Raw genomic sequence first — 19,454 nt, 5'->3', positions numbered from 1 at the left:
TTGACTGTCGCTACTCCCGCCGGGGCACGATGATGATCGGCGTGCCGATCATCGGAATCCGTCCCCAGGGCGACGTGCAGAAGTCCTGCAGATCGTAGCAAAAGGCATCGTAGTAGTAAATCCCCGGTCGCACATCAGGAACCGTTACGACATTGTCGAATCGCCCGGGAATCTTGTGGGTCTTCCTGATTCCCGCAATGCGGACGAAAATCATGGAATCGGTCGCATTGGTGATCTTGACGCGATCCCGGGGAGCGACGGTGATGACCGCGGGAGTGACAACGCACTGGTTGCCCTCCAGCTTGATTCTGACGGATCTGGTTCGGGCCATGGGAACTCCTTTATGTTTGCCCGGCGCACCCGGGACATCGGCGGTATTAGACTCGCACCGCCGGTCTCCCTCGCGTTGGCCGCGGCCGGTACTTGCGTCAGGCGCCTAATGCGCCGCCTTCAGTAAACTGTCGAAGCGAGGATCGGCGATGAGGTCCTTCAATGCTGGAGTCGCCTGAAGCCGTTCGAGTGAAAATCCCCGCCGGGCGGCGATTCCCACCAGGTGCAGGGCTTCCTCGTGTCGCCCTGCCTGTTCATATATGACGCCGGCGCGCACCATGACTTCAATATCGTCCGGTGCGAGTCTGACCCCGCGATCGACCATCGCCAGGGCCTTGTCGCGCTGTTCGACCTGCCAATAACAATCGGCCAGGTTGCAGATCAATTCGGCGTCAGTGGGGTTGACTTTCAGATTCTCTTCCGCCAGGACAATGGCCCCCTGATACGACTCGCGCGCCTGGGTCATGCCGCCCGGTAGGCTTTCATACACCGAGGCCAAATTGTACCAGACTTTGAAATCTTTATCATTGAGCGCCCGCGCGCGGCGGTACATGTCGGCAGCCTCGGCGTACTGCTGCCGTAGCTGGTAGATTACGCCGAGATTCGAATAGGCGATGTAGTGCGGCTCGATCGCAATCGAGCGCTTGAGCAGTCGTTCAGCTCGGTCATAGCTGCCGAGGAACGTATACAGGCTACCGATCGCTTCGAGTGGCAGTGTCGCCGTCGGTGCCACCGCCTCGGCGTCCGCGATACTGCGGAGCGCTTCGCTGTTGCGACCGCGGTATGCATAGAATCGCGCCAAATTGTAGTGACTTCGCCAGAGTCGCGGCTGTATCCGAATCGCCTCTTGAAAAGTCGATTCAGCCTCGGCCATCCGGCCCAGGGACTCATAGGCAGCCGCCAATTGCACGCGGGCGCCATGCCCGGTGGAATCGATCTGCAAGGCACGTTTGAGATAGCTGATCGCTTCCTGCGATTGCCCCGTCTGAAGGTGGACCATCCCCAATGTTACCAACACTGGTGCCAGTTGATCGTCAAGCTCGAGGGCGCGGCCGGAATAACTGAGTCCTGGCTCCACCAAAGCCACGTCGTTGGTCAGACTGTACTTGCGCCAATAGACCTCGCCCAGCGCGGCATACGCCGGCGCGAAAGACGAATCTCGGGCGATCGCCAGCTCGAATCGCTGCTGGGCGCTGTCAAGTCCTGCAATCGTGTCGTCGCGCAGCAAAAAGCCGCGGCCTTCAAGATAAGCGCTGTACGCCGCCGCCGACTGCGTGACGCCTCCGACCAGCCGACGGCGTGCCTCCGACGGCACCGTGATGTCAAGCATGCCTGCAACTTCCACAACACTGGTGTCCTGCAGGGCAACGATATCCTGCCGCCGTTCATCCAGAACCCTCGAATCCAATTGCAGGCCGGTCGCCGCGTCGACCAAATTGAGTGTCACCCGGACTCCGTCACCAGTATTCTGTAGACTTCCCGTGACTGCGAAGTTCACGCCGAACACCCGGTGTGCTTGACCGACACTCGTGATCTTCTGCTCGCGCACCTCGGTGGCCGGCACCACCAGGAGCGAACGCTCCGCCCCGGACAACTCCGTCAACTTGCTCGTGAGCGTCTCCATCAAACCGTCGCAGAACGGCTGGCTGGTTGCCGGTTCGCCAAGATTGACAAAGGGTACCACTGCCAGATGCACCGGCGAGCGCGGCGCCGTTTCCCGATTGAGCTTCCACACCGTCGCGGCAACAAGAACCGCCAGCAGAATCGGCACCACCAGGCGCGTTTGCAACCATTCGCGGCGTGCCCCCCACCTTAGCGCCGACCGAATCGGTCCCGTCTCCGGCATGTCGCGGCGTAAACGCTTCAGCTCTGCGCCAAAGTCGGCGGCCGACTGAAAGCGCATCGCCGGGTCCTTCTCCAGCGCGCGCCGGACTATTTCCTGCAATCCTTCGGGCAGGCCGGAACGGTATCGCGCGAGCGGTTCGGGTTCACTCTCCAGGAGACGGTGGTGGATGCCGGCTTCATTGTCGGCGGCAAACGGCCGGCGGCCCGTGACCAACTCGTATAAGATCACGCCCAGAGCGAACAAGTCGGCCCGCTGGTCCGTCTTCTCCCCGCGCAATTGCTCCGGAGCCATGTATCCGACCGTGCCGAGACGCGCACCGGCGCGGGTCACTTGCTCGCCTCCCGCTACCGCCGCCAGTCCAAAATCGACGATCCGGACGCGACCCTCAGCGTCCACCAGTAGATTCGACGGCTTGATGTCGCGATGGACGATCCCGTGCTCATGCGCGGCGCGCAGGCCATCACAAACCTGCAGCCCGATTTCGATGGCACACTCAAGTGACAAGTCGGCCGTCATCATTGCCTCGCGCAATGATTTCCCCTCGATTGCCTGCATCGCGAAAAAAGGGCGACTCTGGTACTCGCCGACTTCATAGACCGTAACAATATTCGGGTGATCCAAACGCGCCGCTGCCTGCGCTTCCCGCTTGAAACGCGCGCGACACTCGGCACTCTGACATAGATTCCAGGCGAGAAACTTCAGCGCCACCTGGCGATTAAGCGCGGTATCTTCGGCGAGGTATACATCCCCCATGCCGCCGGATCCGATCTTCCTTACGATCCGGTAGTGGTTGATGACCGTGCCGCTTGAGAGTACGATCATCTCCTGCGTCGAATCGTCATCAGGAGACATCATCCTCCGCATGTTTCTTCATCACGGTCTCAAAACCGGGATCGCCGTGGAGGGCCCGTAACTCCGGCGATATCCGCAGCGTCTTCACCGACACATTGGCGGGGATTGACAGCAGCCGATCGATCGTCTCGATCGCCCGCTCCTTCATCCCAAGCGTTGCATAGACGAAGGCTGAGGCGCGCAGGGAAGTCGGGCCGCTCAGGGCATCCCTCGCCACCGGACTAAGCTCGACCGCGCGATTGGCCGCTGCCAGCGCCTGCTCCGCCAGCCCCAGCTGGGCGTAGACAATTGCTATCGATGATAACTGCGATGGGGTTGCCTCCGAAGCCTTCATCCTGCTCTCCAGTTCCCGGCGCGCGGAGTCGAGCGAAGTTGTGGCCGGAAGCAGCCGTCCCATCAGAGCGTACGTGAACCCTTTCAGAAAATGGTAATCCGAGCTGTCAGGGTTCTCCGGCGACAACACGTCGCCCCGTTTTGTCAGCAGGCTCAGCGCTTGATCGTATTTCTGCTCGCAGAGGTCGTAGTAGACTTCCAGCCAGGTTAGCTCCGGCCACCGACCGTTGGCGGCTCGACCCCGCTCAAGTATCGCCCGCGCTGCGCTGAGATCACCGGTCTCATTGAGGGTTGACCAGGACTCGACGACATAGGCCCAACGATGGCTGGGCTGCAAATCGAGAACTTTCTCGAATTGCGCGATGGCCTCGCGATAGCGACGACGGCAATGATAGGTCATGCCGAGCTCATATTGATACCAATCATCGAGCGGATCGAGTCGCACCACCGATTCGAGTCCCGCCGTCGCCTCCTCCCATTTCCCCTGTCGCCGCTGTACCCAGGCAATGCTCGCCTTTGCCAGCACATTGTTCGGTTGCAATGCGATTACCCGCTCGAATTCCTCCAGGGCGCGATCGAAGTCATGCCGGCCGTGATAATAGTACCAGCCTCGAGCCTGATGCGTCTCGGGCAGATTCGGCGCCAGCTGCGCGGCCTTATCGATCATTCTCTGCGCGCTATCCAGAAGCTGCCGCGGCTGGTTGGGTTGGCTCCAGTACAGCTCCGTGTAAATGCAGCCCAATTCCGCGTAAGCCTCCGCGAACTCCGGTGCTTGTTCGATCGCCCGCCACTGCATCCGTTCCGCCAGCCGCGCCTCCTTCTGCTGAAAGCCCGCAATCGAGAAATACTGCTTGCCCTTCAGATAGTACTCGTAGGCCAAAGGGTCGATCTCCCGCTTGCGCGCTAACGCCTCTTGCTCGCCTTGCAGCAGCGTGATCTCCAGCGCGGTCGCGACTTCGTGCGCGATCGCCGATTGCACCGAGAAAACATCAGTGAGCACGGCATCGTACTTGTCCGCCCACAAGTGCAGATCGTCGGACACCCTGATCAAATAGGGATTGATCCGGACACGGCTTTCCGCGCCTTGCCGCTCCCAGCGAATCGTCCCCTCCAGTATGTAGTCGACGTCCAACTCCTTGCCGATTTGTCGCAGGCTCTTCTTTGTCTTTTTGTACTGCATCGAACTCGTGCGCGAGATCACGCCCAGTCCGGAGAGTGCCGCCAGGTCCGTCGTGATTTCCTCGGTCATTCCGTCGGCGAAGTACTCATCATCGGGAGCCCCCAGATTTTCGAACGGTAGCACCGCCAGCATCTTGCGGGGCGTCGGTGAATTTCCGGCTCCGGGGAGGCCGTGCTTGACGACGGCGTACGTCGCCACCGCCAGCAGGGCAAGCACCACTGCGACAATGGTGAGCCGTCTTCTTCGCCGCGTCTTCGCCGGCACGCGCGCGCCCGACTGCCGCTCGAATTTCAGGCGCTCCAGATCGTCGATCACCTCCGCTGCCGCTTGATAGCGCTGTGCCGGATCCTTCTGCAGCAGCTTCGACACGATGCGCTGCAGTTCCGGCACCACGTCGGCCTTATATCGAGCCAATGGCTCGGGCGTCTTCTGCGCAATGGCATTCAGCGTCGCCGGCGCCGTCGCGCCGCGAAACGGCGAATTGCCGCTGATCGCTTCGTAGAGCACGACACCCAGCGAGAAAAGGTCGGAGCGGTGGTCGGAGGGTTCCCCCTGCACCTGTTCCGGAGACATGTAGCCGATCGTACCGAGAATCGAGCTGGACTCGCCCCGGCCTTCCGTTCCACCCAGCGCCGCCAGCCCGAAATCAAGCAGCCGCGGGACGCTGTCATGATCGACTATGATGTTGGACGGTTTGACGTCCCGATGAATCACGCCGGACTCGTGGGCTTTCCGAAGACCGTTGCAGATGCCCAGCGCCAGCTCAATCACCTCGCGTTCCGCCAGCGGACCGGATTCGATGATCTTGTCGAGCGGCTGCCCCTCGACGAATTCCATTGCGAAAAACGGCCGCTCCTGAAATTCTCCCACCTCATGCACGGCCACGATGTTGGCGTGGCCCAGCTTGGCCGCTGCTTGCGCCTCCTGTTTGAAGCGCGCGCGACATTCAACACTTTGACAGAGATTCCAGGCGAGAAACTTCAGCGCCACCCGGCGATTGAGCGCGGTGTCTTCGGCGAGGTAGACGTCCCCCATGCCGCCGGATCCGATCTTCCTCACGATCCGGTAGTGATTGATCATGGTGCCCTGCGTCAGCACCATCACTTCCTGGGTTCGGTCGTCGTCAGAAATCACAAGTACCTCGTGCGTGCTCGATGCCAAACTCCTCGCAGTTGCAGGCTCATCTCTGGGCAATCGGCTTGATGATTTCTGCGAGTACATCCGGCTTGCTGACATCGCGCTCAAGCCATGGATATTTCTCGCCGGCGTGGTAGTCCACTTCATAACTGCGGAAGAAATCACCGTCACTTGCCAGCAGTTCGATCGGATCCTTGCTCGTCTTGGCTACCTTCATCATATCGCGGAAGATCTCCTTGGAGAACCGGCGACCATCAATGGCAACGAGCTTCATTCCCGGCGCCAGTCCTGCCCGGGCCGCCGGCGATTCGGGAATCACATCAACTAACGTGCCGTCCTCTTTCAGGTCGAGACCAAGGGAATACCTGGCGTCGATGCTGTGATTCGTATTCTCAACCGCTTCTTGCAGCGGGCCGGCAAGCTCCCGATATACCAGCTTCCAGCCGCCTTGCTCAATGCCCGCCAGCGGTGCCTGCGCCGCGACGGACTCGAGTCGTTGCGAGAAGAAGTCGTCCCAGTCGTAAGTGTAAATCGCATTGAGGGCTGCGATGACGTCGGCACGATGGTATGTCGCCAGCGCTGGCCCGCTGTCGCGGCCGCCGAAAAAGGAACGGCAGAAATCATCCAATGACTTCTGACCGCCCGTCTGGGTCCGTACAAGGACATCCGCCTCAAGCCAGATCAAGTAGCTCTCGTCATAAAAATCAACGGTGCGGCGCAGTGACTGCCAGTCCGCGCGAGATCCGTAAAGGATTTGCGCCGCGTCGGCATCATCTTGCAGCGAGCGCCACGTCCGGCCCGGGAGATGACTCAGGCGAGCCGCCAGCAGCGCCAATTCCTCGCGGAAATCCTCTGCTGACGCGAGTCCTGAGCGCGCGGCCAGAACTTCCCCCAGATAGGTCGTGAAGCCCTCGTAAACCCACAGCAGGTTCCCGCTCATCGGGGCTTGGAAATCCGCGCCACCGAGGTCGGCGGGGCGGCGATACTTGCCGTTCCACGAGTACGCAAATTCATGCGGCAACAAACTGGACCAGAGGCGCTGCAGACTGCTGTCGATCACGGCACGTGCCGGCATGCGGTCGTCGCTGCACTGATGATGTTCGAGACCAAAGTTGGCAATCTGACTGCTGAGCGAGACGAGAAAGTCATACTGGTTGTAGTGCCGGGCTCCAAACATCGCACTTTCCTCCAGCACCAGTCGCTTGTATGCGGCGACTTGCCACTCCGGCATTGCCAGCGCGGCTTCACCGTCGGCAATGAGGTCGATGAAATGGGATTCGCCCACTGCCGGTGAAATGTCGATGCGTCGAAAGTGTGCACCGGTCAGAAGCGGCGAATCCACCAGAGTCGTCAGGTTGACGGGTCGAAACGCAACGACCGCCCCTGTGGAAGATTCCTGTTCGAGCGCAGTCGCGAATTTCCAGCCGGCCGGGAGTTTGATACTCGGAGCGCAAACAATGCTGTCACTTGGCTGTGAGTCAGGATAGAGGACGATTTGGTTCCAGTTGATCACAGCCAGCTCCAGGGTCGCCGATGCACCGGAAGTGAATCCGGCCGTCTGCGGCGGCGGAGTTACAAAGTCCAGCATCACTTCGATGCTGTCTGATCCTGTCGGCACCGTGAGATTGATTGCATACATATCAGCGGGCTCGCGCCGCCACAACAGGGCTTGTCCCGCCGCGGAAATGCGCACCGACACCAGATCGGCGATCGGCCCGCTGGGAGCATGCTCTCCAGGAATCCACTTCGGATAACGAAGTGTCAGAGGCCCCGACGCTACGGGAATGATCTCGACGGCGTGGATAATTCTCCGTGGCGCTTCGGACGCGTCTACCGCGAGCCGGATTGTTCCTGCGTGTGCCTGGGCTTTGACAGCCACGGCTGTCGCCAGCAGTAGCATTAGCGCTGCTGTTGGCACACGACCGGAGCGTAACCAGTTCATTTGTGATCCTGCCTTTCACATCTTCGATCGAACGCGGCGATAGCGCGTACGGCCGCAATCGTGTCAGCCGCTTCGACGACGCGCAGATATGGCCGCAATCGAACGTCACTCGTAAGATTTATCATGGTCCACTTGATCTCAACTCTCTGACGGCTGCGCCTAATAGCGCGGCAAATCGCTCTCGATAGTCGCAGTGTTTGATCCGCACCATGAAAAGAGTTTTGTCGGTAGTTTCATCTACCAGACTGATCAGCACGACTGTGGGATATTCCACTGCACTCTCGTAGTAACTCGGCTGTGCCGTCCGTCGCGGCTGTTCCTGGGCGCGGGGAACATGAAGAGCCGGCGTTGGGTCACGCCTCCTGCGATCGATTCCCACCGCCGTGCTTTCCACTATGCAGGTGACCCAATAGCGCTCGCCGTCTGCTCGTGATGCAGTTCCAGCGAAGATCTTCTCCTCGTCCAGCGCTCGCATCATGGTCTTGCGATACCATCTCGTCGTAGAACTCGAGGGTTGGCGTCTGCCGGTCGATGGAACATATTCCCATCCGGCGACATAACACTGTGCAGCGCTGTCTACGGGAACCTGCAGAGGAACGAGAACTTCAGCCTGCCCCGTCGCTGTCCTCATGCCCGCACAACCAAGGATGACCGGCAATGGAGTGAGTGCGAGAAGCATTAGATAACAGAGCCTCATACTACGTCCTTCAGTCTGGACACCGAAGTGCAGGAAGCATTCACTCGGAGAACTCTGCATGCTGAGCTGGTCTTTTGGTCGAGTGCGTACCGCATGTGTGGACCGAAATTCCTCACCCTGCGACTGCTGCAACCAATCGCCCGCCTTGTCCAACAATAGCCGCGGATCGTGCACTGCGAGACCACAATCACCTCCTGGCTCGGGTCGCTGACCACACACCTACCTGCCTTAGGCCGTGAATCCGTCGCGGTTGATGAAACTATCGAGATTGGTGCGCTTTCTTTAAAATAATATAGCCTTATGGATCAACAAAGCAATTTTTGTCCGCCAATGAGTCAGCTGTCCCCGCATTCCAATTGCTTTCAGACCAGTGCCGGACTATATTCATAGTTCTGGACCAATCTCTTGGAGGAAAGAACGGCGTGATTATCACGACCACACCATCAGTCGAAGGACGCCCCGTCCGCGAATATCTTGGCGTCGTCGCCGGGGAAGCAGTCATGGGAGCGAATATCGTCAAGGATCTCTTCGCTACCGTCACCGATATCGTCGGCGGTCGCTCGGCAACCTACGAAAACGAGCTCATCAAGGCGCGCCATATCGCCCTCAAAGAAATGCAGGATGAAGCCGCCAAGCTCGGCGGCAACGCCGTCGTCGGCGTCGACATCGATTATGAGGTCATCCGCCAGGGAATGCTGCTGGTGACCGCATCGGGTACCGCCGTCAAGATTTGAATTGTCATTGCTGGCACACTAAGTGCAAGCGATTGCACGAGGCTTCAAATTCGACCGTCGAGGCGATTGCACAACCGACCTCGGCAGTACGTTTAACATATTAGACGATAAGCAGATAGGGATTCTGGCCGATTTTATGCGGCAATCGCTGCATCAGGCATAATCTTCGCTGCTTCATAAGGATAGGATGAGTGTCTTCTGTCGTTTTCTGCTTGTGGGCCTGCTCGTCATCGGGGGGCCTGGCTCCTACTCAAGCACCCTTGGCGCAAAAATCTCCGACGCTCTGCTCGACCAGCTGACTCACGCAGCTCCGGACGACCAGGTCTCCGTTCTCGCTTTCTTCAAAGACCAGCTCGATATCAAGCAGGTGCAGGCTCAATATAAACTCAGCGCTTTTACCCGTCAGGCGGCACATTCGCTCCTCATTACAGAATTGGAGCGCTTTGCCGACGAGAAGCAATCCTCCGTTCGTGAATTGCTGGCTCAGGCTCGGACCTCCGGCAATGTCTCTCTTGTGGAATCCTACTGGATCGCCAATGCCATGAAGGTCACCGCGACTAAGTCGATCATCGAGCGGTTGGCACAACGCCCTGATATTGAAGCAATTATACCTGACGTCCCGCCGACGGCACTGGCCAATCCCAATCAGGTCGAGACTGTCCTCGCTTCTCAGGCTGGATCGTCCCCCGGACTTGATGCAATCGGAGCCCGCGAAATGTGGCAGATGGGGTATACGGGACAGGGAAGACTCATCGCCTCATTTGATACTGGTGTGGACGGAACGCATCCGGCACTCGCTTCGTCCTGGCGTGGCCTGACACATCCCGGTCAGCAGTCTTGGTTTGACCCCGTCTATCAGAATGAAACCCCCACCTGGGATCCCGCAATGAGCGATCCCGGCAAGCACGGCACTCACACCATGGGCGTCATGGTCGGGAAGAACGACGCCACCGGCGATACCACCGGCGTTGCTTTCGGCGCCCAATGGATTAGCGCCCGCGTCGTCGATATCCCCGGCGCCAACTACCTCCAGGCATTTCAGTGGGCCGCCGATCCCGATGGCAATCCCAACACCATCGAGGATGTCCCCGATGCGCTCAATAACTCCTGGGGCTTCAAACAAAGCGTTCTTGATTGTTCCGATGTCTTCTGGCAAGTGATCGACAACCTCGAAGCGCTCGGCACGGTTGTAGTCTTTGCCTGCGGCAATGAGGGTCCCAACTCCGCCACCATTCGCAATCCCGCCAACCGTGCGACCTCGCCGATCAATACCTTCTCGGTCGGCGCTACCGATACCTTGGGCGAAGTTGTCTGGATCAGTTCCAGCCGTGGTCCGTCCGATTGTAACGGCACCTCGATCAAGCCGGAAGTTGTCGCCCCCGGTCAGGCGGTCCGCACGACTACTCCGTGGAGCGGTACGTCGTACTACACTCTGGTCTCCGGCACGTCCTTCGCAGCACCCCATGTCGCCGGCGCCGTCGCGCTTCTGCGGCAATACAATCCCAATGCCACCGCGGATGAAATCAAACTGGCGCTCCTGAATACGGCTACCGATATCGGCACCCTCGGCGAGGACAATTCCGCCGGCATGGGACTCATCAATATCCCCGCCGCGCTGGCCGCGCTCCCGCCGAACGATGAAACCAACATTTACGTCAAGGCGGTCGAGCACAGCCCGATTCAACCTGGCATGACCTTGGAAGTGCGCGTCACTCTCCGCAATTCCGGCCTCGGCGTGCTCGGGGTTTCCGGAACCCTCGCGAACCCCGAATCCGGCTTGACCATTGACGAGGGCTCCTCCGTTTTCGGCAACCTGCCGCTGAACGCCACGGCCGACAACTCTGCCGATCCCTTCGTCGTGCAATTCGCCAACAACCTCGTCGACGGCACCCAGGTGGCGGTTGACCTGCTCATCAGCGGCGGCGGCGGTGCGTACCAGAAGACTCTGCGCCTCTACTTCACCGTCGGAGCCGGATTGGTCAAGTCGCGCTATACGCATAGCTCCGACAGCATTCAATTTACGATCTCCAACTACGGCAGCTACGGCCTGGCGCCCGGCTCCGCCAGCAATCAGGGCGGTGTCGGCTTTCTGTTCCCCAAGACCGGCATCAACAATCTCTATCAATGCGGTCTGCTGATCGGCAACAGCGCTCTCGGCGTCTCGGACGGAATCACCAACGAAATCAACTCGATCGACGAAGACTTCTCCGTGGCTCCCGGCGGCAACCTGACCACAACTGTCAACGGCATCCTCGGCGATCGCGAAACCTACTCCCGCTTCCACGATGATCTGGCCCGCCGTCCCTTGGGCATCACGGTCGAACAGCGCACCGCCAGCTTCCTCGGCGCACTCGACGCCAACTACGTAATCATGGAATATGCCATCGTCAACGACAACGATACGGCACTCAATGACCTCTACGTCGCTCTCTACTTCGACTGGGATTTCCCGCCCAATTCCGGACAGGATCGTGCCGGTTATGTCGCCGATCTCGATCTCGGCTATATGTGGCGGAACAACTACCTCGACTATCGCGGCACCGCCGTACTCAATCCCGAAGGTGTTTCGTCATACTACATCATCCCGAACTCCGAGGTGATCTACGACGGCGTCAGCGAGGCGGAGAAGTATCAGATGCTGACGCTCCACGACGCCGACACCATCAACATCCTTCCCGACCGTTCCTACTCGATCGCCACCGGCCCGTTCAACCTTGCTCCCGGTGCCTCGGATACCGCCGCCTTCGCCATCATTGGCGCGCGCACGCTCAACGAACTCAAGGGCTACGCGCAGCGGGCGAAGTCCATCTATCGTCAGGCTACGCCGGTGGAAGACGACGACCTTCCGCTGCCGGGCGACTTTGCCCTGGCGCAAAACTACCCGAATCCTTTCAATCCGATGACGCAAATCGAATTTGCCCTGCCGCGTGCCGGCGCCGTGCGCCTCGAAGTGATCAACACGCTCGGGCAATCTGTCGCCACCTTGCTGGATGCCGACCGTCCCGCCGGCACTCACATCGTCCAATGGTACGGCCTCGACGATTCCGGCAACGAGGTTGCCTCCGGCGTTTACTTCTACCGCTTAACTACGGCTCAGCGGACGGAAGTGCGCAAGATGATGCTGCTCAAGTAGCGGTGCCCCGCTTTTTTCCTGCCCAAAATCGATCTTGTCTAACGTGTCGCAGTGCGTTACTCTCTGTGTATGCGCCGCTTGGTCTTTCTTGCCGCCGTTGCTTGGCTGCTTTCTGCCGCAGCGCTCCTCGCCGACAACCGCGCGCGGCTTTTGGCATTGGCAATTGCCGAAGATGAACGCCTGCTCGATCCCGAGTCCCTCACCGTCTGGTCGGAGGACCCCGACACCCTTCTGCGCCGGCGCACAGCCTACGTCATCGGCATCGTTGGCGACACCGCCGGTATCCCCGCGCTGCAGACTTTGCTCTGGGACAACAATACCCGCGTCCGCGCTGAGGCTGTCTTCGCGGCCGGACAACTCGCTTCTCCCACTCTGCTCAAAGACGTCCTGGTGCAGATGTCCAAAGGCTCTTCTGCAACCGCGGTGCTATGCGTTGATGCCATCAGCAAGATGGGTACCGACGAGGCGTCGACGCGCTTATGCACCATCGCCGCTGACACCACCCGCGCTCTGGAACTGCGCGCCGCGGCCGCCAGGTCGCTGTTCCGCCTGCGTGACCAATCCTCCGCCGACCTGCTGGCGAAATTGGCCGCCAAGGATCAACCGCGCGAATTGCGGGAAGCCGCCTTCTACGCCCTTTCGCGGCGACGTACCGAAGGTCTCGCTCCGTTGTGGCGGGAGGGTCTGGCTGATCCCAACGAAAACATCAGAATCTATGCCGCCGACGCGATGGCGCGTAACGCCGACTCCGCTTTCGCCGGATTGCTCGTCGGCTCGGCGATCGGGGAAGAATGGCGCACCCAGTATCACATGATCGATGCCGCCGCACGCCTCGGCATGAATGCCACCACCGATCACTTCCTTGGCAATTTCGCCTGGATCGATAATCCCTACGTCCTGGTCGCGGCGCTTCGCTGTATCGGCAGCCCCGGTGCCGGTGATTTTCTCAACGAGGCGGCGCAAAGCAACAATCCGGCAATCGCCGCCGAAGCGCTGCTGGCCTTGGTCCGCCTCAACGCCGCGGTGGCACGCGGAACCGTGACGGACTTCTCCTATTCGATGATCGCGGCTCGCCGCCAGGCCGCCGCTCAGGCCTGCGGCCTGCTACGCGAAGAGGGCGCCCGCGCCATTCTCCTCCGCCTCCTGCACGACGAAATCCCGCTCGTGCGCGGCGAAGCGCTCGAACAGATCTTCGCCCTCGGTGATTCGGCTTTCACCCGCAGCAGTCTCGAACTGGCGCTCAGCGACTCCGACCTCATCCCCATCACCATTGTCGGCGAAAAGATCGTCGCCGATTCGCTCACTCAATATTTGCCGCGCCTCACGGAGCGGTATTTCAATTCGCTCTCCGACGATGTCAGCGAGTCAATCCTGGGGACGCTGATCCAACTGGCTGACTCCTCGATGGCGGGCCCGTCGCTCAGCGAAGTCGCAAATTCGGCGATGCAGTCTGAGAACTTCTTTATCCGCCGCGCCGGCCGCGATCTGGCCGCTCAGCTTGGGCTGCCGGTTCCGGAGACTCGCGATCACTTCGTCAGTGTCATCACTGCGCGCAACTATGATGAAATCTATCACCCGGCCAAGTCGCGACCGCACGTCGAGATCGAAACCTCGCGCGGCACAATTCTGCTGGAATTATATCCCGATGTCGCGCCCAAAACGGTGTACAACTTTCTGAAGCTGGCGGCGGCCGGATTCTACAATCGCAAAACTTGGCACCGTGTGGTGCCCGACTTCGTTATCCAGGACGGCTGCCCGCGCGGCGACGGCTGGGGCGGGCCGGGCTACGCGATTCGCTGCGAATACAACGCGCTGCCGTTCCTGGCCGGTACGCTCGGCATGGCGACCTCTGGCAAGGACACCGGCGGCAGCCAGTACTTCATCTGTCAGTCGCCCCAGCCGCATCTCGACGGCCGTTACACGGTCTTCGGCCAGGTGCTGGCCGGCATGGACATCGTGCTCTCAATCCAGCCCGGCGATCAGGTCGTCGAAGTGCGGGAAATTCCGTACTAAGGAGTATCATTGAAGCCATTCCGATATCTGGCGCTCTACCTCTTGGCGCTGACGCTGCCAACCTTCGCCGCTCCTCCCGTCGACGACATCGTCGACCGCGCGATCGCCGCCATCGAGCGTCAGGATTCTCTCTGCGCCAAATACTCCAACCGCGCCCTCACCCAGTCAATCAAGTACGACAAGAATATGCAGCCGGACGAAATCACCACCATGACCAAGCTCTGTTACCACTCCGGCAAACGTATCTCCGAGCAAATACTCGCATTGAACAAGGACGGCAAACCGCTGGCTGCGGAAGAAATCGCAAAACAGGCGCGCAATAAGAACGAAGAGTGGGAGAAAGGGCAGAAAGACCCCGAGAAAAGGAAAAAGGCCTCGCGTGAGAACTTCATCGATCCCTTGAGCCGCGACGGCCGCCCGCAGTACAACTACTTCCTGATCGAAACCCGCGATTCCGCCGTCGCTCACGACTCCGCCGCCGTGGCCGGCGTCCGCGACGGCGACATTTTCGATCAAACCGTCCAGAAACTGGCGACCGTCTACGTCATCCAGGCCCGGCCGAAAACGCCCGATGAGCGCCGCCTGAATGCCACCTACTGGATCGAGGCCAACAGCGCCGGCATCCTGCGCACCGTCTTTGCGCCGTCGAAAATGCCGAGCTTCGTCGATACCTTGCATTTCGAGATGGACTATGCCAAGCAGCTCCTGGCCGGGGCGATCGTTTATCTTCCCAGTCGCTTCGAGATGAAAGGCAAAGCGGGATTCCTGTTTTTTAAGGGACGTTTTGGCGTGATCGAAGAGTTTTCCGACTATCGCTGCGACGATGCGATTGACGAGTCGGTATTCGCCCGGCGTTATTGGTACCGGGGAGAGGAGGAAAGCCGATGAACCTGGAAGCGGTCAAAATCGAAATGCCGGAAGGCTGCAATCTGATTTTCGGCATGACGCACTTTATCAAGTCCGTGGAAGACCTGCACGAAATGATGGTCAACTCCGTGCCGGGTGTGAAATTCGGCCTGGCCTTCAGCGAAGCCTCCGGTGACCGGCTGGTGCGCTACTCCGGCAACGACCCCGGCCTCGCCCAGGCCGCGGCCGACAACGTCAAGCGCTTCGCCTGTGGCCACTGTTTCCTCATCTTCATGCGTGACGGCTACCCGGTCAATGTGCTGCAAAGTTTGAAGAACGTGTACGAGGTGGTGACCGTCTTCTGCGCCACCGCCAATCCCGTCGAGGCCGTCATCGCGCGCACCGCACAGGGCGGCGCAATTCTCGGCGTCGTCGACGGCGAACCGCCGCTCGGCATCGAAGACGACGTCGCCAAACAAAAACGCCACGCCTTCCTGCGGACGATCGGCTACAAGCTGTAAAGGAACAATCACCCTTGTCACCTTTGCCCCTGATCAAGTACGAAAACGGCATCGAGATCGACGGCCTCGAGTTCGCCCTCGACCCGCACAAGATGTCCGACTTGGCGTTTGTCTCGCACGGCCACTCCGATCATGCGCGCAAGCACAAGCGCGTGCTCGCCACCGCGGAAACGGCCCTGATGTACAGCGCCCGCTATCCGCAAGTGCCGGTGCGCGCGCTGCCGCTGAAGCGCAAAGTCAAATTCGGCGCCGCATCCGTCGAGCTGTTTCCCTCCGGCCATATGCTCGGCGCCGCGCAAATCTTGGTCGAAGTCAAAGGCACTCGCATCGTCTACACCGGCGACTTCAAGGTTTATCCCAATCTGACTTGTCCCACCATGGAAGCCCGCGAGTGCGACATCCTGATCATGGAGTCAACCTACGGCGACCCCGTCTACTCTTTCCCGCCGCAGAACGAAGTCTATAGCCGGATCGTCGCCTTTGTCAAACGCGCCTTCGCCGACGGCTACACGCCCGTGCTGGTCGGCTACGCGATGGGGAAGTCGCAGGAGGCGATCCTGCTCATGCAGCAGCAAGGCTACGCTGTCGCCTGTGACAAATCGGTCAATGAAATCAATCATCTCTACCGCAAAGCCGGACTGACGCTCGCCGCGACCGATCACTACCTCCACACCTCGCTCGCCGGCAAGGTGGTTGTCGTCAGCCCCCATACCCTGCGCGATGAGAAATTCAAAGCACTGCCGCGCAAACGCTCTCTTTTCCTGAGCGGCTGGTCGCAGGGCGGACGCGGTCGTGCGAATTTCGGCACCGATTTCGGCGTGCCCTTGTCCGACCATGCGGATTTTACCCAGTTAGTCGCCTACATCGAAAAATGCAAACCGTGCAAGATCTACACCCTCCACGGCGAACCCAAGTTCGCGCAAATTCTGCGGGAAATGGGCTACGATGCCGAATATCTGCACAAGGGTTTCCGCAGCGATCAGGCGCCGCCGCGAACCATCGACCTGACCCAACCGCGTCCGGCGATCGGGCAAAACCTCGAATTGTTCTAACCGCGTCGCCGCGCCAGACAGGAATTCCGGGATTCAGACCATGAATATTTCAGCAATTCGAACGGCCGCGCTCGCGATCATGATGGCCGCTATCGCTTTCGCCGCGCCCGCCGAGCCGTATCTCTGGCCCCTGCCGTTTGGCAAGGAGCTTACCTCCATCTTCGGCGACTCCCGCACCCGCCGCTACCACCTCGGCATCGACATGCGCACCAACGGCGAAATCGGCAAGGTCGTGGTCGCGCCGATGGCCGGCTACATCAGCCGCATCCGCACCTCCTACTTTGGCTACGGCAAAGCGCTCCATCTGACTATGAAAGACGGCAATTCCGCGGTGTTTGCGCACCTCAGCCGCTTCACTCCCGTCATCGAAGAATTCGTCCGCCAAAAACAGATCGCGAGCGAAACCTACAACCAGGATATCGAGCTGACGGCAGGGAAGTTTGACGTCCGCCAGGGTGACACCATCGCGTACTCGGGATCGACCGGCGTCGGCGCGCCTCATCTGCATTTCGAGGTGCGCACGTCGGGTAACGTGCCGCTCAACCCGCTGACCTTGCCTGGCTTGAACGTCGCCGACAACTCCCCGCCCGAATTTCGCTCCTTGCGCTTGATTGGTTTCGGCAACGACGACTTGGCCGCTGCACTGGGCTGGACGCTCGAATACAAGTTCCGCAAGTCGCCCGGTACTGCCGAATATACGGTCAACACACCGCTGCCGTGCGGACTCGACGATTATTGGCTGGCCGTCGAAGCCGTCGACCGTGTCGGTATCAGCACCTGGAACAAGCCGGTCTATGAAATCGAAGCGCGTGCGTCGGGCCGCGAATTCTACCGGCTCAAGTATGACCGCGTCGCTTTCGAGGACAACTATCTGATCGACGCGCAGCGCAACTTCGACCAGTCGGTCCTCGGCAATCAGGAATTCTACAACCTCGTCCCGCTCAAACTGCCGCAAACCGCATCCGGCATCTGCGCTTGGTTCGGCGATCAAATCGCGCCGCTGGAAATCGTTGCCCGCGATGCCGCCGGCAACTCCGCCCGCGCCACCGTGTCCTTCTACGACGCGCATGCGTCGGACGCCAAGGGCTTCCGTCCCCGACCGGATACTCTCAAGCTGGCCAAGCTTCTCCAGAAGTATGGCGATGTCCCCAAGGGCAAGCTCGGCGCCGCAATGATCCCCGCCGGCAATCGGCTGTTCCTGCTGGTTCAGACTCCTGACTCCCGCGTCGAATCCGTCACTGCGAACTCTTCGTCGGCACTGGAATCGGCAAGTCAACCCGCTATTCTCACCAACATCGCCGGCCGCTTCTGGATCGGCGCCATCGACTCGCTGGCCGCAACCGGCGCCTTGATCGCCGGCGACTCGCTCACAATCGCCGTCAAATCCTCCGGCGTTACCGACTTCGCCAACGTCCCAGTCAACTGCGGCCGCATCTTTACCGACGCCTCTTCCGCCGGCACACTGAAGAGCCGCGACGGCGCTTTCGTCGTCAAATTCGCGCCATACTCGGACGCCTTCTTCCCGCTCGATCCCAATCTCTACTTTCGCCTCGATCGCGAATCCAACGGCAAGTTTGCCGTCTACAAACCCGCTCCCGACGTCGTACCGCTGATCAAGCCCGTCACTTACGAATTCGACCTGGGCGGCCCGATTCCTCGCGGCGCCGGGCTCTATTCAGTGGAAGGGAACAAGCGCTACTACCTCGGTGGCGAGACCAAAGGGAATGTGATTTCCGTGCAGGCCAACACGCTGGCGGCCATAACCGTGCAGCAGGATACTCTCCCGCCGACCTTCCGGCGTGTTCGCCCGGCCGCCAATGCCATTGTCACGACCGCCAAACCTGCCGTCACCTTCGCGATCAGCGACGACCTCTCCGGTATCCGCGACAAGATTGACGTCTACATCGACGGCCGCTGGGTCATCCCGGTCTATGACTACGAGTCCGGCACGGTCATGGCCGAGCCGCACTTCAATCTGACCAGAGGCAAACACAAGCTGGAGATCAAAGCCGCCGACAAGCAGGGCAATGTCGCCCGCTATGTCTGCGAATTTACCTACGGCAGCCGCAAGAAAAAGTAGACCGGAGGCGTCCTTGTCATCGAGGCAGCCGCTGCGTATATTGATCTAAATGTTCCCACTGCGCGACGAAGTCCCGACCCGCTCGTTTCCGCTGATCACGGTGCTGTTCATCGCGGTCAATGTGCTGGTCTACATCTACCAGTTGACTCTCGATGAGCCGGCTGTGCAAGCCCTGGTCTACAAGTGGGCGTACATCCCGATCGAATACACCCACTTCACCCAGGTCTATCCGCAACTGGCCGTACCCTACGGCGTCACCGTCATCACCAGCATGTTCATGCACGGCGGCTTCATGCACCTCGCCGGCAACATGCTCTACCTTTGGATCTTCGGTAACAACGTCGAGGACAATCTCGGCAAGTTGCACTTCATCGTCTTCTACCTGCTCTCCGGTATCGCGGCCGTCGGCCTGCACACCGTCCTCGATCCCAACTCGGAGGTCCCGCTCATCGGCGCCTCCGGTGCCATCGCCGGCGTGCTCGGCGCCTATATGGTTCTGTATCCAAAAGCGCGCGTGCATACCGTCATCTTTCTTGGCTTTTTCGTCCAGGTCGTGCGCATTCCGGCCGGGGTATTGTTGATCATCTGGTTCGGCCTGCAGATCCTCTACGGTCTGCCGGGTCTGCTCAGCGAAGGCGGCGGTGGCGTCGCTTGGTTCGCCCACGTCGGCGGCTTCGCCTTCGGCTGGCTTTACTTCAAACTCCTCCGGCGGCGACCGGCGTACGAACCTTTGGGATACTGATCGCAGCGCGAGACAT

The 19,454-nt window shown here is 60.0% G+C and carries 12 protein-coding genes; 8 read left to right on the top strand and 4 right to left on the bottom strand.

Annotated elements, in window-relative coordinates; translation table 11 throughout:
- Nucleotides 1–10: 10 nt before the first annotated feature.
- The 4 genes from IT585_10815 to IT585_10800 all read right to left on the bottom strand — a co-directional run bounded on the left by IT585_10815 (nt 11) and on the right by IT585_10800 (nt 7,620).
- Nucleotides 11–331 (bottom strand): hypothetical protein, encoded by a 321-nt coding sequence (locus IT585_10815; protein ID MCC6963731.1) that lies wholly within the window; start codon nt 329–331, stop codon nt 11–13.
- A 105-nt stretch (nt 332–436) separates the two neighbouring features.
- On the bottom strand, nt 437–3,028 hold the full coding sequence (locus IT585_10810) for a protein kinase (protein MCC6963730.1): 2,592 nt from the start codon (nt 3,026–3,028) through the stop codon (nt 437–439).
- On the bottom strand, nt 3,018–5,675 hold the full coding sequence (locus IT585_10805) for a protein kinase (protein ID MCC6963729.1): 2,658 nt from the start codon (nt 5,673–5,675) through the stop codon (nt 3,018–3,020). Before IT585_10805 ends, IT585_10810 begins: the two co-directional genes overlap by 11 nt.
- Before the next feature lie 46 nt (nt 5,676–5,721).
- The gene (locus tag IT585_10800; protein ID MCC6963728.1) at nt 5,722–7,620 is read right to left on the bottom strand and encodes a M61 family metallopeptidase; all 1,899 of its coding nucleotides are present in this window, start codon (nt 7,618–7,620) and stop codon (nt 5,722–5,724) included.
- A 1,119-nt stretch (nt 7,621–8,739) separates the two neighbouring features.
- Between IT585_10800 and IT585_10795 the strand changes: the two genes are divergently transcribed.
- The 8 genes from IT585_10795 (at nt 8,740) to IT585_10760 (ending at nt 19,438) form a co-directional block, all read left to right on the top strand.
- Nucleotides 8,740–9,051, top strand: coding sequence for a heavy metal-binding domain-containing protein (locus tag IT585_10795; GenBank protein ID MCC6963727.1), 312 nt, complete (start codon nt 8,740–8,742; stop codon nt 9,049–9,051).
- A gap of 187 nt (nt 9,052–9,238) precedes the next feature.
- On the top strand, nt 9,239–12,184 hold the full coding sequence (locus IT585_10790; protein MCC6963726.1) for a S8 family serine peptidase: 2,946 nt from the start codon (nt 9,239–9,241) through the stop codon (nt 12,182–12,184).
- Between the two features lie 69 nt (nt 12,185–12,253).
- Nucleotides 12,254–14,197 carry a peptidylprolyl isomerase gene (locus IT585_10785; protein ID MCC6963725.1) on the top strand — a complete coding sequence of 648 codons (1,944 nt, stop codon included), beginning with the start codon at nt 12,254–12,256 and terminating at the stop codon, nt 14,195–14,197.
- 9 nt (nt 14,198–14,206) lie between these two features.
- The gene (locus tag IT585_10780) at nt 14,207–15,085 is read left to right on the top strand and encodes a hypothetical protein (protein ID MCC6963724.1); all 879 of its coding nucleotides are present in this window, start codon (nt 14,207–14,209) and stop codon (nt 15,083–15,085) included.
- The gene (locus tag IT585_10775; GenBank protein ID MCC6963723.1) at nt 15,082–15,564 is read left to right on the top strand and encodes an adenosine-specific kinase; all 483 of its coding nucleotides are present in this window, start codon (nt 15,082–15,084) and stop codon (nt 15,562–15,564) included. Before IT585_10780 ends, IT585_10775 begins: the two co-directional genes overlap by 4 nt.
- Nucleotides 15,565–15,578: 14 nt before the next feature.
- Nucleotides 15,579–16,616 (top strand): hypothetical protein, encoded by a 1,038-nt coding sequence (locus IT585_10770; protein MCC6963722.1) that lies wholly within the window; start codon nt 15,579–15,581, stop codon nt 16,614–16,616.
- 40 nt (nt 16,617–16,656) lie between these two features.
- On the top strand, nt 16,657–18,696 hold the full coding sequence (locus tag IT585_10765) for a M23 family metallopeptidase (GenBank protein ID MCC6963721.1): 2,040 nt from the start codon (nt 16,657–16,659) through the stop codon (nt 18,694–18,696).
- A gap of 49 nt (nt 18,697–18,745) precedes the next feature.
- Nucleotides 18,746–19,438: a rhomboid family intramembrane serine protease gene (locus IT585_10760; protein ID MCC6963720.1), complete on the top strand. Its 693-nt coding sequence runs from the start codon at nt 18,746–18,748 to the stop codon at nt 19,436–19,438.
- Nucleotides 19,439–19,454 lie beyond the last annotated feature (16 nt).

It is taken from the genome of Candidatus Zixiibacteriota bacterium (assembly GCA_020853795.1).
GTDB lineage: Bacteria > Zixibacteria > MSB-5A5 > CAIYYT01 > CAIYYT01 > JADJGC01.
This window is presented reverse-complemented; position numbering and strand designations above follow the sequence as displayed.